Origin of the sequence: Anabaena subtropica FACHB-260, from assembly GCF_014697105.1 — a bacterium.
Classification (GTDB): domain Bacteria; phylum Cyanobacteriota; class Cyanobacteriia; order Cyanobacteriales; family Nostocaceae; genus Trichormus; species Trichormus subtropicus.
The window spans coordinates 41,532-58,562 of the sequence record NZ_JACJRF010000025.1; the positions used below are offsets into that span (position 1 = coordinate 41,532).

At 37.1% G+C, this 17,031-nt stretch carries 14 protein-coding genes; 11 read left to right on the top strand and 3 right to left on the bottom strand.

Annotated elements, in window-relative coordinates; all coding sequences use genetic code 11:
- Positions 1-6: 6 nt before the first annotated feature.
- From H6G18_RS15110 to H6G18_RS15150, 9 genes are all read left to right on the top strand, one after another.
- On the top strand, positions 7-1,029 hold the full coding sequence (locus H6G18_RS15110) for a glycosyltransferase (protein ID WP_190407918.1): 1,023 nt from the start codon (positions 7-9) through the stop codon (positions 1,027-1,029).
- A 94-nt stretch (positions 1,030-1,123) separates the two neighbouring features.
- Complete coding sequence (locus H6G18_RS15115; protein ID WP_190407919.1) at positions 1,124-1,861, top strand: FkbM family methyltransferase; 738 nt, start codon at positions 1,124-1,126, stop codon at positions 1,859-1,861.
- A gap of 67 nt (positions 1,862-1,928) precedes the next feature.
- Positions 1,929-3,239: a glycosyltransferase gene (locus H6G18_RS15120; RefSeq protein ID WP_190407920.1), complete on the top strand. Its 1,311-nt coding sequence runs from the start codon at positions 1,929-1,931 to the stop codon at positions 3,237-3,239.
- Between the two features lie 10 nt (positions 3,240-3,249).
- A complete protein-coding gene (gene wzy / locus H6G18_RS15125; RefSeq protein ID WP_190407921.1) occupies positions 3,250-4,758 on the top strand; it encodes an O-antigen polysaccharide polymerase Wzy in 1,509 nt (502 codons plus the stop codon).
- 4 nt (positions 4,759-4,762) lie between these two features.
- Positions 4,763-6,010, top strand: a complete 1,248-nt coding sequence (locus tag H6G18_RS15130) for a glycosyltransferase family 4 protein (RefSeq protein WP_190407922.1) — start codon at positions 4,763-4,765, stop codon at positions 6,008-6,010.
- A gap of 24 nt (positions 6,011-6,034) precedes the next feature.
- Positions 6,035-7,189, top strand: a complete 1,155-nt coding sequence (locus tag H6G18_RS15135) for a glycosyltransferase (protein ID WP_190407923.1) — start codon at positions 6,035-6,037, stop codon at positions 7,187-7,189.
- Between the two features lie 114 nt (positions 7,190-7,303).
- The gene (locus tag H6G18_RS15140) at positions 7,304-8,476 is read left to right on the top strand and encodes a glycosyltransferase (RefSeq protein ID WP_190407924.1); all 1,173 of its coding nucleotides are present in this window, start codon (positions 7,304-7,306) and stop codon (positions 8,474-8,476) included.
- A 238-nt stretch (positions 8,477-8,714) separates the two neighbouring features.
- The gene (locus H6G18_RS15145; RefSeq protein WP_190407925.1) at positions 8,715-9,491 is read left to right on the top strand and encodes a glycosyltransferase family 2 protein; all 777 of its coding nucleotides are present in this window, start codon (positions 8,715-8,717) and stop codon (positions 9,489-9,491) included.
- Between the two features lie 39 nt (positions 9,492-9,530).
- Complete coding sequence (locus H6G18_RS15150; protein WP_190407926.1) at positions 9,531-10,091, top strand: YdcF family protein; 561 nt, start codon at positions 9,531-9,533, stop codon at positions 10,089-10,091.
- Positions 10,092-10,192: 101 nt separating this feature from the next.
- On the opposite strand, the gene hpsJ-A is transcribed toward H6G18_RS15150, so the two are convergent.
- From hpsJ-A to crtA, 3 genes are read right to left on the bottom strand one after another with little or no spacing between them, the layout of a single operon-like run.
- On the bottom strand, positions 10,193-10,960 hold the full coding sequence (hpsJ-A, locus tag H6G18_RS15155) for an HpsJ-like protein, cyanoexosortase A-associated (protein ID WP_190407927.1): 768 nt from the start codon (positions 10,958-10,960) through the stop codon (positions 10,193-10,195).
- Positions 10,961-10,999: 39 nt separating this feature from the next.
- Positions 11,000-11,659, bottom strand: coding sequence for a cyanoexosortase A system-associated protein (locus H6G18_RS15160; protein WP_190407928.1), 660 nt, complete (start codon positions 11,657-11,659; stop codon positions 11,000-11,002).
- Between the two features lie 5 nt (positions 11,660-11,664).
- Positions 11,665-12,510, bottom strand: coding sequence for a cyanoexosortase A (gene crtA / locus H6G18_RS15165; RefSeq protein ID WP_190407929.1), 846 nt, complete (start codon positions 12,508-12,510; stop codon positions 11,665-11,667).
- 1,370 nt (positions 12,511-13,880) lie between these two features.
- Here crtA and H6G18_RS15170 point away from each other — a divergent pair.
- Together H6G18_RS15170 and H6G18_RS15175 are read left to right on the top strand one after the other, a co-directional pair.
- Positions 13,881-15,740, top strand: coding sequence for a carbohydrate-binding protein (locus H6G18_RS15170; RefSeq protein WP_190407930.1), 1,860 nt, complete (start codon positions 13,881-13,883; stop codon positions 15,738-15,740).
- A 394-nt stretch (positions 15,741-16,134) separates the two neighbouring features.
- On the top strand, positions 16,135-16,788 hold the full coding sequence (locus tag H6G18_RS15175; RefSeq protein ID WP_190407931.1) for a PEP-CTERM sorting domain-containing protein: 654 nt from the start codon (positions 16,135-16,137) through the stop codon (positions 16,786-16,788).
- The last annotated feature ends 243 nt before the right edge of the window (positions 16,789-17,031 follow it).

Consider the following 17,031-nt stretch of genomic DNA (forward strand, 5'->3'; position numbering starts at 1 on the left):
GTAGCTATGAAAATCCTGCTTACTGCTGATCCAGAATTACCAGTACCGCCAAAACTTTATGGTGGGATTGAGCGTATTGTTGATTTACTTGTCACAGGATTACAGGCTCGTGGACATAAAGTTGGGCTTGTTGCTCACCCTGATTCCACATCACCAGCAAATCAGTCTTTTAGTTGGCGAGGGAAGCGATCGCAAAATAAAGTTGATGCCCTACAAAATACAATCACTCTATGGTCAGCAGTGCAGCAGTTTCAGCCTGATATTATCCATAGTTTCTCGCGCATCTTTTATTTATTACCCCTTTTACCCTCTCGTCTCCCCAAGGTGATGTCTTATCAGCGATATCCCAGCCATAGCACTACTAGCTGGGGTGTCAAACTTGCCAAGGGTTCTTTGACTTTTACAGGTTGTAGTGATTACATTTGTGGCATTGGACGGACTTCTGGCGGCGTTTGGCATACCATTCACAACTGCGTCGAGATAGAAAAGTATACCTTTCAGCCCAAGGTAGCCCCCGACGCACCATTAGTATTTCTCAGTCGAGTAGAACGGATTAAAGGAGCGCATACAGCGATCGCCATTGCCAAAAAAACGGGACGCAAGCTAATCATTGCAGGTAATCACGGTACAAATGGGGAAGCTGGTAAATATTGGCAAGAAGAAATTGTCCCTCATTTGGGAAAGGATGGAATTGAATATGTTGGGGCTGTAAACGACATCCAGAAAAATGAACTTCTAGGACAAGCTGCGGCAATGATTGTCCCTATAGAATGGGAGGAACCTTTCGGAATTGTTTTTGCTGAAGCCTTGGCTTGTGGAACTCCTGTGATATCTTGCCCCAGAGGCGCATTACCAGAGATTGTACGTCAAGGTATTGATGGTTATTTAATCGATAATATTGAGGACGCTTTAATAGCTATTGAAAACCTACCAAATATCAACCGTTATAACTGCCGTGAACGTGTTGAAAAATATTTTTCAGCTAATGTAATTATAGGACAATATGAAAAACTATACAAAAGCTTTTAAATCAAATTATCACCAACATATATAATAAAATTACTTATTGCTTTCTCAAAAATTATTTTTGGCTAAATTGTAAAAATTGTAGGTGAAATTTACCATGAATATATCTGGAATTTCTAATAAATCTTTTTTCGGGAAGCTTTTGCGCTGGCCACTAAACCTGATTCCACCAACAACAGTTTTACCTATCTTACAAGGGAGACTCAAAGGTAAGCAATGGATTACTGGTTCAAGTCAACATGGTTGCTGGTTAGGCAGCTATGAATACGACAAGCAAATTCTCTTTGAGCAAACTATTACAGAGGGAAGTATTGTATTTGATCTAGGAGCGCATACTGGATTTTATACACTTTTAGCCTCAACATTAGTTGGTTCTCAAGGCAAAGTGTTTGCATTTGAACCAATGCCTACTAATTTTAAGTATCTAAAACAGCATCTGCAATTAAACCGGATATCTAACGTTACTGTTATGGAGTCAGCTGTTTCTGATACCACTGGCATTGATTATTTTGAATTAAATTCCTCTAGTTTTCAAGGACAATTATCATCAAAAGGTACTCTGGAAGTTAAAACAGTTAGCCTTGATCACTTAATCGCTAAAGGAGAAATTCCTAAGCCTAACTACATAAAAATTGATGTAGAAGGTGCAGAAATCAAGGTTTTGACTGGTGCTAAAAATATGCTAATGAATGCCCATCCAACTATATTTTTAGCAACCCATAGTGATGAGCTTCATAAACAATGTCTTGATTTTCTCACTTCATTAGGCTACAAAATAAAACCTATTGGTAATAAGAGTTTAGAAGAATCTGAGGAAATTATAGCTTTCTATTAAAAAATTAGAAAATATTGCAAATAAAAAGTTAATATCATTTTTTATTTAAGGTGTAGGGTGTTCAAAGTTGAATCATAAAGTTTTAATCATCAGCCCCCACTTTCCACCAATTAATGCTGCCGATCATCAAAGGGTACGAATGTCTCTACCCTACATGGAAGAATTTGGCTGGGAACCACACATTCTGACGGTGTTGCCAAATTATATTGAAGGCGTTCAAGACCCCACACTGGTCAAAACAATTCCCCCTCACATCCCAATTACACACACCAAAGCATTATCTGTGCAACAAACTCGGCGTATTGGGATGAGTAATTTGGGTTTGCGATGTTTACCCTATTTACTTAAAGCAGGCGATCGCCTACTTCGTCAAGAAAAATTTGATTTAATCTATTTTTCCACAACTGTATTTCTCACTATGTGGCTGGGTAGTATATGGTATCAACGTTTTAGAACACCTTATGTCCTGGACTTTCAAGACCCTTGGCTAAGTGACTATTACAAACAAGCAGGGACTTTGCCACCCGGTGGACGCTTTAAATATGGATTTGCTCAACTCCAGGCAAAACTACTAGAACCAAAGGCCTTAAGTAAAGTTGCTCATGTAATTAGTGTTTCACCAGCATATCCAAAAACCTTACAACAGCGTTATCCATATTTACAATCAGAACAGTTTACCGTTTTACCTTTTGGCGCTCCAGAACCTGACTTTACAGCACTTTCTAGTCTGAATATTCAGCAGAATATCTTTAACCCCAATGATGGTAAGCGTCATTGGGTATATGTTGGTCGGGGGGGAAATGATATGGCCCTAGCTGTGCGGTCTTTATTTTTAGGTATTCAGTCACACCGTCGCCATCACCCAGAAATTTGGCAGTCGATGCAGTTGCACTTTGTTGGTACTAGCTATGCTCCTGGTAATCTGGCTGTTAAAACAATAGAGCCGATAGCTCAAGAACTAGGTATTGCAGACTTAGTAACTGAACATCCCCATCGCATTCCGTATTTTGAAGCACTACAAGTTCTTGTAGATAGCGATGCTATTTTACTTATTGGCTCTGATGATCCTGATTATACAGCTTCCAAACTTTATCCCTGCATTTTAGCCCGCAAACCCATCTTAGCAATATTCCATCACCAAAGCTCTGTAGTTGATATTTTACGCCGCAGCCAAGCAGGTCAAGCCATAACATTTACTTCAAAACAACAGCCAAGAGATTTGATATCACCAGTTATTACTCAACTCAATTGGTTACTATCTACAGATAAAGGGTTCCAACCAAACACTGATTGGTTAGCGTTCCGACCCTATACAGCTAGGGAAATGACTCAAAAACAATGTGCCGTTTTTGATCGGTGCCTGACTACTGCCAGATAAAATAATCATTATGAACCAGTTCGCCAATTCAACTCCTCAACTATGGGCATACTTGCCTTCTCTGCCAAAAAAAGAACAGAAACAACTATTGAGGGTATTTTGGTTCATCGCATTGGGATTGGTTTTCTATGAACTTTTCTTGGTGAAAGATACTCCATTTTTAAGTAAATTGGGGGCTGTTGCTGTCACCGTCGCTGCCTTGTGGCCTAATTATCTTTGGTGTTCAGGTCGTGCTAAGGGAATGCCTATTTTTCCCTTTTTTGCACTCACTCATATTTGGACTTATGGCTTACCTCTCGTAACTCATCATCCCACTGTTTTAACTTACTCTCTAGAAAGTCAATTATTTGCCAGTCTAACTGTAGCTGGATTTCTCATTCTTGGAACTTCAGTATGGTTTTCTTTTGTAAAATCTGTTCCTAGAATACCTAAGTATTATCGAGCTTTAACTAACCAAAAAAGTAATGCGTTCTTCTTTTTTATTTTAATAGCGGGTGTTTTTTTTAATGTGTCTATTTATGGAAAGTGGGGTTGGCTATCTATTTTAACGGGAGGGTTATTTACCGCAGTGCGTGCTACTGTTTTGGGCTTAAACGCGCTGGCTACTTTTGTACTTTCTTATCAGTTAGGTAATAAAGAATTAACAAAAATACAAGGTACTCTATTTATCATATTAGTATTTACCTATATGATAACAAATTCATTAGGCTATTTACTTGTGGGTGCCTCTAGTTCATTTTTACTTGCAGTAATTGCTTTTACAATTTCCAGTAAAAAAGTACCTATAATCCCAATTGTAATAGTTCTTGTCTGTGTTTCTTTACTGCACTACGGTAAGGGATCAATGAGAGCTAAATATTGGGATACTACAGATTATTATCTTCAACCTTGGGAATATCCTACTAGATATGCTGAATGGATAGGTTATTCAGTAGATTATTTTAATAAGAATAATCAAGGAGATAACTCACCCACTAAAAAAGAAAAAAAAGAATCATTTCTCGAGCGAGCCAGTGTAATTCAAATGCTGCTTTTAGCTCAAACCAAAAGTCCTGACCCCATACCATATATGTATGGAGAAACATATGCAATAATTCCAGAACTGCTTGTTCCTCGCATCTTCAACTCTAATAAAATTTGGTCTCACGAAGGTACAAGTTTATTAAACATACACTACAAGCGGCAAACAAGAGAGCAAACTCTAAAAACAACTATTGGTTGGGGTTTACTAGCTGAATCTTATGCAAATTTTGGATTAATAGGTTGTGGAGGATTAGCAATAGTATTAGGGGCAATTTATGGTAAGGTATCTCGTTGGAGTATTAATGCACCAATTCTCTCAGTTCAATCTTTATTTGCTGTCATCATGATGTCCTTTGCTTTCCAATCTGAATTTTCGGCTGGAGTATATGTGGCAGCTTTATACCAGTCAAGTATCATTCTGGTTGGTATAGCGTTTTTCCTCATGAAGAAACAGCGACCGCCTAATTATAGTTTCCCAAGAGGCAAAATGGCTTAAATATATGAATAAAACTAAACTGGCAATTATTACATCTCATCCAATACAATACTATGCACCTTGGTTTCGTCATATTAACAATGATAGTGATTTAGAAATTAAAGTATTTTATTTATGGGATTTTGGTGTCACACAGAAGCTTGATGCTGGATTCCAACAAGTCGTACAGTGGGATATACCTCTATTAGATGGATATGAATATGAGTTTGTCCCAAATGTTAGTTTAAAACCAGGAGTGCGTCACTTTTGGGGATTACAAAATCCATCTTTAATCTCTCAAGTAAAAAAGTATAATCCTCATGCGGTGTTGTTGATGAACTATAACTACGCCAGCATATATAACTTTTTGTGGAAATGGAACTCTCGTAAGATACCTTTACTATTTAGAGGTGATTCTCATCGCCTCATCAAACCTAGTGGAATAAAAGCCTGGGCGCGTCAGCAATTTATTACTCAAATTTATCGGCGTTTTGCAGCTTGTCTGTATGTAGGAAAAGCCAATTATGAATATTTTAAATATCATGGTGTATCAAGTAATAATCTATTTTTTTCTCCCCATGCAGTAGATAACGATCGCTTTTTTGCTCAAGCTGATCATGCTAAACAGCAAGCAACAATCTGGAAGCAGGAATTGGGTATCCCATCTGATCATGCAGTGATTCTATTTGCTGGGAAGTTTGAAGCCAAGAAACGTCCTTTGGATTTGCTACAAGCTTTTTTGAGTGCAAACCTATCTCAAGTTTCTCTACTATTTGTCGGTGCAGGTACTTTAGAGGCGCAATTAAAAACCGCAGCAGCGCAACAGACAAATATTTACTTTGCACCTTTTCAAAATCAAAGCTTAATGCCTCGCACCTATGCAATTGCTGATTTATTTGTGTTACCCAGTTATGGTGCTTCAGAAACCTGGGGACTAGCAATTAACGAAGCAATGTGCTTATCTCGTCCAGTAGTAGTTAGCAGTCATGTAGGTTGCGCTCAAGATTTGATTGATCATCAACAAAATGGGCTTGTATTTCCGGCTGGTGATGTGTCAGCTTTAGCTCATAGTCTACAAGAAGCATTTGCGGATCGCTCGCGTTTGCAGCGCTGGGGGGAAGCAGGGAAAAAAATCATTTCTCAGTACAATTATACTCAAGCAACTCAGGGTCTAAAACAGGCACTTGATTATACAATTTCATCCATCAAATTCGATGATTACAAAGTAGAACTAGGTAAACAAAAACCTCCTAAGCAAGTTTCCCAGCCTTGATTTTTTGCTAGATATAAAAATAAAGTGATTAAACCTATCTTTCGGAAAAATAAATACCATTTTCATCTTTGGTTTCCAGCCCTATTTAACTCAACAGGTGGAATCCAAAGATATTCTTCTTTGTGTTTAGAGGCGTTTCAAAGTCTTTACCCTGATTGTGCTTACAATGTTGTCATTAAACATGATACAGATGTGCCATCTAAATCGGCTAATTTGTGTTTTCACATAACTGGTCATTGGCCTTTACCATTAAGGACTCCAGCCCTTGCATCTCAAATGATGGGTCTTGGTCTTTGGCAACGTCCCGACTTAATATTTTCCACCCATCCCAATTTTAGTGTTACAGCTTATCTGTTAAAACAGTTAATTGGTATACCCTACTGGGTTGCAGCGCATGGAATTGATGCTTGGAATATTCAAAATCCCTCAATCAAACAAGCTCTCAAGAATGCTGATCTGATTTTAGCGGTTAGTAATTACACCCGCGATCGCCTCTTGCAAGAACAAAACCTCAAGCCAGATCAAGTTATAGTCCTACCCAATACCTTTAATGCTGATAATTTTCAAATTGCACCCAAGCCAGAACATCTTCTCAAAAAATATGGCTTAAATCCTCAACAGCCAATTATTCTCACCGTTACTCGTCTTTCTCAATCACCGCAGAGGTGTAAAGGCTATGACAAAATTTTGCAGGCTTTACCTCAAATTCGTCAAACTATTCCTGATGTACATTATGTTTTGGTAGGTGAGGGAAATGACCGACCTAGAATTGAGCAATTAATATCCCAACTGCAACTCCAAGACTGTGTAACACTAGCTGGCTACATTCCTGATGAAAAACTGCAAGATTACTATAACCTCTGTGATCTTTTTGCCATGCCTAGTAAAGGTGAAGGATTTGGTATTGTTCACCTAGAAGCACTGGCTTGTGGGAAACCTACGCTAGGAGGTAATAAAGATGGGGCTGTTGATGCCCTTTGCCAAGGTGAATTAGGCGCACTTGTTGACCCAGATGATATAGAAGCGATCGCTCAAACTATCATCCAAATCTTACAGGGTAAATATCCTCACTCTCTAATGTATCAACCGGAAGAATTGAGAAGTCAGGTTATTAGTAGATTTGGTTTTGACCGCTTTCAAAAAAGCATTGGTTATTACTTACAACAATATATTTCCTAGAACTTATTCTTTATGTATCACGATTATTACTCACAATAAATTAAAATAATGTTTATCTATAAATTATCTTTAATAATTATTATATTTACATATATTTAATAGATTTAAGTCAATATGAAAATTCTACATATTATCCCTTCCATAGCATCAGTAAGAGGTGGGCCTAGCCAGGCAGTAATCGAAGCAGTTAAGGCACTAACAAATGCAGGAATTAAAGCTGAAATTGCTACCACTAATGATAATGGGGATGATTTGCTTGATGTACCTATTGGTAAATTGATTGATTACAAGCAAGTACCAGTACAGTTTTTTAGGCGCTTTTCCCCTCAAGTTAGCTCTATCAGAGAATTTGCCTTTTCTAAAGAGCTAACTATATGGTTATGGCACAATGTCTGCAAGTATGATTTACTCCACATTCATGCTATTTTTTCTTATCCTTCTACAATCGCAATGGCGATCGCTCGCCTCCAAAAAGTACCTTACATTGTTCGCCCTTTGGGACAACTGTGTGAATGGTCACTACAGCAAAGTTATTATAAAAAGCAAATATATCTCCAACTCATAGAAAAAGCCAATTTAAATTCTAGTAAATCGATACATTTTACTTCCGAGCAAGAACAACAAGAAGCTTCACAATTAAAACTAAGTTCACCAAGTTTTGTGATACCTCATGGTATTGATGTTCCTAATATCATGCCTAATGCTCGTCAGGGTTTGCGAAAATATTTAAATTTACCAGAGGATGAACCAATCATTTTATTTTTATCTCGCCTCCATCCTAAAAAAGGCTTAGATTACCTGATTCCAGCCTTAGGTAAACTATCTGATTATCGCTTTACCTTCGTTTTAGCAGGTAGTGGAGAAGCAAATTATGAAAGAGAAATAAAATCTCTTCTTGCTGCTAATAATATTGAGAACCGCACCCAATTTACAGGATTTGTTCAAGGAGAAGTTAAAGATTTATTACTACAAGGTGCTGATTTATTTGCCCTCACTTCTTACTCGGAAAACTTTGGAGTAGCGGTCTTGGAGGCTTTATCTGTTGGTCTTCCTGTTTTAATTACTCCTGGTGTTGCTTTAGCTAAAATGGTAACACAGCAAAATATTGGTTATGTTGCCGAGTTTGATATACCTGCGATCGCTGGTTGTATCCAAGAAGCTTTAGAACATCCACTCAAAGTCAAACAGATGGGCAACCACGCCCGGAAATTTATATCCGAAAATTATACATGGGATTGTATTGCATCCAACCTGATATCAGTTTATACTAGTACTATCAAAACTTAGCAAATTGATATTGTAAATCAATAAAAACAATGAACAATATCAATCTAAATTAGATTTTAAAGATTTCTTAACCATAAAAATGTATATACAAATATATTAAACAATTTAATCAGAGCCTAAACAAATTAATTAAATAGTAAACCTATTAAGTTGTTAGACAGATTTTTCAGCCTTAAAAATCTAAATCGTGTTATGTCGCTCTATTTCCAACACGAAAATTATTTAAATTTATTGAGAAATGCTAGAAGAAGTCACCCCTCTCATACTTACATATAACGAAGCTCCAAATATTGAGCGCACTCTCCAACATCTAACTTGGGCTAAGACAATCATAGTTATTGATAGTTATAGTACAGACGAAACCTTAGAAATATTATCGGTTTTTCCACAAGTTAAAGTTTTTCAACGAAAATTTGATACTCATACTCAACAGTGGAACTTTGGATTAGAGCAAGTTAAATCCGCATGGGTACTTTCCTTAGATGCCGATTACATCATGACGGATGAACTAATTGCTGAAATTGCTACCTTACCCGTAAATGGGGCAGTGAATGGCTATGCTGCCAGATTTCAGTATTGCATTGTTGGTAAACCATTGAGAGGTACAATACTTCCCCCCCGCCAAGTTTTATTCCGCAAAGATAAAGCTATTTATATAGATGATGGACACACTCAACTTTTGCAACTAACTGGTAAGTGTGGCATACTTTCCAACTATATCCATCATGACGATCGCAAGCCCTTGAGTCGTTGGTTATGGGCGCAGGATCGCTATATGGTGATTGAAGGCAAAAAGTTACTAGAAACTCCTGTCAGTGAACTGAGTTTAGGCGATCGCATTCGCAAACAAAAAGTTCTAGCACCTTTGATAATCTTCTTTTATTGTCTGATTCTCAAAGGCGGAATTTGGGACGGCTGGCCTGGTTGGTACTATGCTTTCCAGCGAATGCTAGCCGAAGTGTTATTATCAATTCGTTTAATTGAGTTGGAAAAATTGCAAAATAACCTGGAATAGACTAACCTGGCAGACATCATCCAAGCGTTTAGTCTAGCTATGAAATTGCCACCATACCGACTCAAAAAAATTTGGATGTTATTAGCGGGTTTTATTCTTGCTTTCCTACTGACTATTCCTGTAAAATTAGCGATCGCTTATTACCAAACTCCTCTACCCCAGGCTATTCTAACTCTTGGTGGCGGTTCCAGCCGAGAAGAATTTACTGCATTCTTTGCCCAATATTATCCAGATATGAAAATCTGGGTTTCTTCTGGTACCCCTCCCCACAAAGCACGAGAAATTTTTCGTGCCGCAGGTATCGCTGATCATCGTCTTCATCTTGACTACAGTGCTACGGATACAGTTACTAATTTCACCACCTTAGTAGACATTTTCCAGCAACAGCAGATACAACATATCTTTCTAATTACTTCCGATTTTCATATGCCTAGAGCCAAGGCGATCGCTACAATAGTCCTTGGTAGTCGGGGTATTGCCTTTACTCCTGTCTCCATAGCATCCAAGAAGACCGAATTAGAATCTATCCTACGAATTGTTCGTGATATTGTTCGCTCTCTTCTCTGGATAGTTACAGGTTATACCGGAACTGAATTTTAACTTATCTCTGTACATCATTTACAATCTCAACATATTCAATAAATATGAAACCCGCTTACGCGGGTTTCATTTGTGTAGTTTTTTTAACTAGTAATTACAAACTATCCTGCTTTTTTTCTAGCCCAGCGTGTTTCCTTCCAAATAGTAATAAACAAAGCAGCAGATACTAAAGCTCCTAAATTCCATTTCACCGAATTTTTTAGTAAATTCACGGTTACAGAAGACTGATTTGTTTCCTTCTGAGTTTTGAGTTGCTGCTTGGCTTGTGTTAGTTGGGAAATTATTTGATTTTTTACATCTTCAGCATTTCGACCGTTTAATGAACCACCCTGGCTCTTGATTAAATTATCTATCTCTACTGGCGAGGTTTTATTCAACTGCTGTTCAACTTGATTGGCTTGAGATAGTCTTTGTTCGTAGCCAGTCTTGATTTGCTCAAGATTAGTATTATACAGACGCACTGTGTTAAATACTCCTAAAGGAATTAGTAGTATGTACAACAGTGCTACTAACAAAGTTAAGCGAGATAATAAAGCTAAGACAGGTAGTTCCCATTTAGATCGTTTTGTTAACTTACCTGAAAATACAAATAATGTAGCAATTAACGGGACACCTACTTGGTTTACTAACCTTCCCATTGTTTGAAATTCCCAACTAGGATTCATGAAGTTTGGTGGCACAAACATTTCAATTATGTCTAGTAGTGCCAAAAATAACATCCCGTAGCCAAGTATTCGCCAAAGATTAATTAATTCAAGTAGAGGCTGTATAGACCCTACTAATTTACTTAATTTGGTAAATTCTAATTCAACAAATTCACGGGTGTCCGATTCGCGGGTGTTAGATTCACGGATGTCAGTTTCAGCCATAAGTTTCAGGTAATTACAAAAAGTACAGGTTATTAAAATTCAAAGTTTAGGAAAGCGCGGTTGCCACCATTGATACCAGGAAAACCAAGCTTTCTCTAATAATTGGTAGGCTTCTTCTGGGGAAGAATTCCCTAAGGGAATAGATAAATGTACCCACAAACAGCGTTTGTCTAAAAGTGCTTCCTGTCCCATTAAGATGGGCATTATGCGATTTAAGTTAATGTCTTCAGAAAAGCGATTGTTTCTAAACTGTGGATGAGTAAAGGTACTACCTCCTCGTGGATTAATACAACTACTGAGATAGGCTGTCTGTTTATCTATTCCCACTCCGTAGTACCCTACTTCCTTTTTTTGACGTACTACAGTAGGTGATTCTATGCCTAGATTGTGTTTAATATATACACCGATATCTGCATGATAAAAATTCTCTAAGTAACGCATTTGAATATCTAGAGGCAAATTATTTTTGAAGTATCGGTAATGTTTTTGTGTTGATGAATCTAGGTTCTCCTTTGTTAAAGATTTGACTGGTATAGCTACACTAGCTTGCCATTCTCCTAAAGGGACTTCTTGAGGAAAAACAAAAGTATTAATTTTTGGTTTATCTGTATTAGGAAAGAAAATAGACTTACCTAAAACTAATATTCCTGCACCAAATATTAAAGCTAAAAATTTAATCCGGGTTTCTTTCCAGTACATTACTTTCAGTAATTTGTATTATTTTTACTTTCTTTTTCATTGCTACTGAGCAGAAACCAGCAGAAAAGGCATAAGAATAGACTGGCAATCATAGAAAATAACAGAGAACCATCTCCTTCATGCCAATATTCAAATGCTTGCCTATCACCCTGTGCCACCAAAATAGCCATTAGTGCAACTCTAAATCCATTAACAATAAATCCTATCATTATAGCTACTATCGGTAATATAAATTTTTGCTGTGATTTAATATCAAACATAAAAACAAACAATACTACTAAGCTTAATAAATCTATGATTATATCCAAACCTGCACAACCAGAATATACTTCTATACTTCCCGTTGGCAAACTAATAATGATTCCAGAACGAGTTACTTTGAAACCTGTATACCAAAGAATGGCTCCTGATAATTTAGCAGTTAAGATTGATATATCTGGAAGTAGGAAGATAAAATTACGTAGACAGAGAAAACCTAATAGAGATAACTCTTTATAGTATTGTTTTAGCCCCCTATAACCAGAAGCCAGTAAAGCAATGCCAAAACCAGATATTAATGGGGGTAATAAAGATAATATACCAATATTTATTTGTAATAAACTAATTATAAATATTAAAGATATCAGGAATACTCCTATTAAGCTGGAAAAAAAACCACTTTCCAGATTTAATTTTTGCTTCTTTTCTTTCAGCAATGAATATATCACAAACATGAATAAAACATTAATGTAGAGGTCTGTTGGTTCATCTTTTCTTATAACCATCGTCAAATTAATTGCTATTAGTGAACCGCCTATACCTAATAACCATAATTCAGCATTTTTTAATGATGTGCCTAATATATTTTGCATACTTTTTATTTCATGAATTAATTTACACAATTCTCATTTTAAAAGTAAAAATAAGAATTTTACTTTCAGGATTTTTCAAATACAGATAATTTTATCTTGCATAATGGTTTCTAAACCCTTGCATTTTCTTGAGGCAAGATAAACATTAATAGTAGGAAATTGCAGTCAAAGCCCCATACTAATTTAGTAGTCATGATTTTTTCATATACATTGGCATAAAAATATGACCAAATGCTTTTGAACAAAAATTTAGTCTGTAAAGTATATTGCTTATTCAAAAGACAGCTAGTTACAAATAAAATCTGGGGAACACTAGAATGAAGCGAATCATCAATAAAATTTTGAAAAACTATTGCTTGACGAAAAGACTAGCTGAATCAGATAGCTGATTTGTTTTTAATGCTGCTATCAATATATTATTGACCTGATGTTAGATAGCTCTTGAAATAAATGAATCAGTTTTTTTCAATAGTAAAATCCTTGACCTTTTCCCTCCTTCAGTCATTATCAATACATTAAGAACTGCTTCTGCCGTAGATGCTGTTTACGGATGAGTAGTTTTGCTATGGCACACTGTGATTTTTACGATAACTTACCACCACTTGACAACTAACTTTTGTATGTAAATACCTTTGCATACAACGTGCAAATAATACAATATTTATTGATTTTTTTTCATCAAATCTTCATTTAATTTCAGAAGATATTCTTAGCTGTCTTCTCTGACAGCATTAAAGCCTACCTTTCCCTTAGGTACTGACCTTACTTGTTCTTGATAATCTTTATATTCTTACCAAGGCATCAAGTTACTTGAATGTTAAGTATATTTTTTTACTTTACCTTTAAATGCCGTTGATAAAATTGGTGCAGTTAAAAGCTGTATCTACAAATATTATGAGTTGAAGGTATTTGGTTAAAAATTTAGACAAATTTTTGACTGATAATGTGATGCAGGAATCAAGAAGCAAAAAATAATTTATTCTTATATTTGTCAAAAATGATTATCATTTTTATAAGTTTAGCCTTGTATTTGCTTGATTACTATAGATTATCTTCTTCATCTCTTAATCAGCGATGCAGTATTTATCCTATTTACAAGCAAGATAAGAGCTAGGATATTTCTTTTGGACAATTGGTGAAAAAAAGCTGATTTATTCAATATTTCAGGTTGATCAGTGTAAATTTTCCTACAAGAGTTCTCATATTTAAACATCCTTTAATCCAAAGAAATGCTGAGGTTGTTGCTTCGATTTGTAATATATTATCTCAAGTGTAACTCAGTACTCATTAGCGGAAGTAGTAGCAGTAAGTTGACTGCGATCGCCTGATTCAAAAGATGAATCAGCAAAGCTACTTAGTTTTAAAGGAATATGAAGAAAAATAAAATTAGCAAATTCTGCTTATACGCCGCTATCGCCTTACTGTTGAGCTTCTCTGGCATCAGTCATGCACGAACTCCTGTTAATGTGCCACTGAGGTATGAAGTAGCCACCAACATATCGACTATTCCATCGAGCGCGCTTGCGCCTTGGCCAGTATTTCACCGTATAGACGCTCTCAGCTTTTCGTCCCGCGTTGGTTTACAAACTATTTCTGGGGATTATTGGGAGCGTAGCGAAAATCCGTTTTCTATTGGTTATACCGCACAGTCCCAAGAACTGATCAATGCTGCCAATGGTAACTATGCAGTGTATAACGACATTGATTTAGGCAGTGGTGTAGAAGCTTTGATGCTACGTGTCGCTTTACCATCTGGAACTCACACTGTAGAAGTCCGTACTGGCTCGGCTAGTGGTTCCATATTGGGTAAGTGTACTATCAACAGCACAGGTTCTGAGTCCACTTACCGTACAGTTAGATGTCCTTTGAGTATTAGTCTTGCGAAGGGAAAACACAACCTTGTCATCCGGTTCATAGGGACTAACAGCCGTATGCGGTTTAATTGGTTTGCTTTCTGGGCAAGGAATACCCTGCAAAAAATTGACGAAATACAAAAAATCCAACCTGATTCCGTCAACAAAGGCGCACCGATTATTCCTATTGCAGGTAGTCCGGTGCGAACACTAAACCTATTACCAACAAGTTCTGAGATTCTGGGTAAATCCTATGGGATGTGGTCTCCTGGTAAAGCTTGGGAATGTCCGAAATGGATGCACGATACTTATTGGACTAAGGGCGAAGATGGTAAGGTATACCCCACATGGCATCCACCAGTAGATTTTAACCCTGAAACCAACACCTACTGTACTTATGGTCATGAGCATGGTGATGATCCCCGCAGTTCAGAAGTATTTAATATTGCGGGTATGCCAGCTTTTGGTTATGTCAATGAGCAACTAGCAACTAATAATCCATCTAGTCCATCTCTTCATAGACATGAAGATCACTTTGGGCATAAGGTTCTTGTTGCTAATAACTGGCGTATGTACGATGCACAAGATTCCAGCAAAACCACAACCTGTGATGTGAGTTTAAAACTGCACATGGGTACACACTCGCCGGATGCACTAGCAAACACAGCACATGAGATGTTTGTGTCTGGAAAATGTGATGGACATGAACCTTTCAACTTAAAACATTTTGCCTTATTTGGAGTGCCTGGATCGTTCATAGAGTCTCAAGCTCCGCTATGTACACTTCCAGTTACATCTGGAATCACACCAAACCCTATTAACCAGCCCAGAGGTGGTTTTCATCGAGCCATTCCCACCGCAGAATGTTATGTGCGGGGTACACAAGATGAGCAATCTTCGGCGGTTATAAGAAGAAATATTGAATTCTGGCTGACGGATTTTGCCGGACGTAGTTTTTACTTCGCAGTTACAAATCCCTCTCGTTTTTATAATGCTTCTTCCTCAACGAAAATTAGCAGGACAGTAGATGCTTGCTATAACTCAAGCCATCCTCTTTCTAAGACGCTAATGTGTCAAGAAACTTTAGCTGCGGGGAGTAAAGTGACATGGGATGACCCTCGTTCACCATTCCGAGGAAGTGTTCATTCCGGTAGCCACTTTTCAGGGCTTGCATTTGGCAACTCTCCCAATTCCATAGTTTATACAGATGCTTACGGGAAAAATGCAAGAACATCACCTGTACCTGATCTGGGTATTACCTTTAAGCAAAGAGTTCCTGTCCAAGGATTCAGCTATAAGGTGGATGCCCAAGCCAGTATATTCCCCACAGCAGACTATTCTGCATTTGGGACGAATGGTGTAAGAGCGCCTAACTAAAAAGTAACTCGATTGAGTGAAATTTCAAAACAGCCTGTGAGTTGGCTCATGGGTTGTTTTTTATATATTTATTGTAGATATAGTATGACATCTATGAGTAAATTAAACAGTCTTTAATTTATTGTTTATTATTTGGACACAATAAATTCATCAATTGTTTAATGAAAAAATAGTAAATCGAATATGTATTTCATAAGAAGATTTTGTAAACTATACACGTAAGTATTGTAAATTTACGGTAATTCTGAAATCATTGTAATCGAGATTACTAGTATAATTCAATTAATTTATTAAATAGTTAATCATAAAATTGATAACTTTTTTAAATAAAAAGATTAATTGATACTTGTATTAGTATTCGCAAAATAATCTCATGGAAATAAATTGGAACCCTATGAAACAATTTCAATCTGTAGTATTTGGAGCAACATTTGCAGCTACAACAGCAGCATTGGTAGCTTTTGCTCCTTCTTCTGCACACGCTATTCAGCTTAGTGGTAGCGTTGGTGTTGATGGTAACGTGAATATTCTCACACCAGATGCAAGCACAGTAGTATTGGATTTTACAGCTATCAATGGTGTTTCCCCTACACCAATATTTTCTAGTTTTCTACCTGCTCTGACTCCAAGTGGTCTTAGCATTAAAGATTTAACTCTAGCTGCATTAGCAACTCCTACTGCAACAGCAAATTTTGCAACTGGTTCTGTTACCTCGTTTCTGGATTTTGGTATAAGAACACTTAACACCACCACAGGTTCATTAACTTTTGACCTTGATGCTGCCACTTTTTTGGTTACTACCAATACGGCTGGTAGTACTGCTGTTACAGTTGACGGTGCAACAGGTATATGGAGATTCGACGGAAACACAGTTGCAAGAGGTTCTATTACCGCAACTGATTTCGGATCGGGTACTTTTGCTATTAGTCTAAGAGCTGAACCTGTCCCTGAACCTCTGACAATGGGTGGTCTGGCTTTAGGTGCTGGATTTGGTGCGTTCCTCAAAACTCGTTATTCCAAAAAAGACGAGCAACTAGAGAAAGTTTAATTTAAAGTTTTGAATTCATTTATCATCAAATAACATCTGTTAATTTTATTGTGTGTTCCGTTGATATTAATGGTATGAAAAACCTCAAAGCCAAGCTTGGTAACACAAATTTGATTTGAGTTTTTAAACTAACCATAAATTAAATAGACGAAAGCTAGAGTTTGGTTTCCTTTTATTATTTTCACGCAGAGGCGCAGCGAAAAGTCGGAGCGGAGGCTTCCTCCGTTCGCGTAGCGTCTCCGG

Bases quoted from the DNA above. Each gene is read 5' to 3' on its own strand.
- H6G18_RS15130 (WP_190407922.1), top strand. From the start codon at position 4,763: ATGAATAAAACTAAACTGGCAATTATTACATCTCATCCAATACAATAC.
- wzy (WP_190407921.1), top strand. From the start codon at position 3,250: ATGAACCAGTTCGCCAATTCAACTCCTCAACTATGGGCATACTTGCCT.
- H6G18_RS15175 (WP_190407931.1), top strand. From the start codon at position 16,135: ATGAAACAATTTCAATCTGTAGTATTTGGAGCAACATTTGCAGCTACA.
- H6G18_RS15115 (WP_190407919.1), top strand. From the start codon at position 1,124: ATGAATATATCTGGAATTTCTAATAAATCTTTTTTCGGGAAGCTTTTG.
- hpsJ-A (WP_190407927.1), bottom strand. From the start codon at position 10,960: ATGGCTGAAACTGACATCCGTGAATCTAACACCCGCGAATCGGACACC.
- H6G18_RS15140 (WP_190407924.1), top strand. From the start codon at position 7,304: ATGAAAATTCTACATATTATCCCTTCCATAGCATCAGTAAGAGGTGGG.
- H6G18_RS15145 (WP_190407925.1), top strand. From the start codon at position 8,715: ATGCTAGAAGAAGTCACCCCTCTCATACTTACATATAACGAAGCTCCA.
- crtA (WP_190407929.1), bottom strand. From the start codon at position 12,510: ATGCAAAATATATTAGGCACATCATTAAAAAATGCTGAATTATGGTTA.
- H6G18_RS15110 (WP_190407918.1), top strand. From the start codon at position 7: ATGAAAATCCTGCTTACTGCTGATCCAGAATTACCAGTACCGCCAAAA.
- H6G18_RS15170 (WP_190407930.1), top strand. From the start codon at position 13,881: ATGAAGAAAAATAAAATTAGCAAATTCTGCTTATACGCCGCTATCGCC.
- H6G18_RS15150 (WP_190407926.1), top strand. From the start codon at position 9,531: ATGAAATTGCCACCATACCGACTCAAAAAAATTTGGATGTTATTAGCG.
- H6G18_RS15160 (WP_190407928.1), bottom strand. From the start codon at position 11,659: ATGTACTGGAAAGAAACCCGGATTAAATTTTTAGCTTTAATATTTGGT.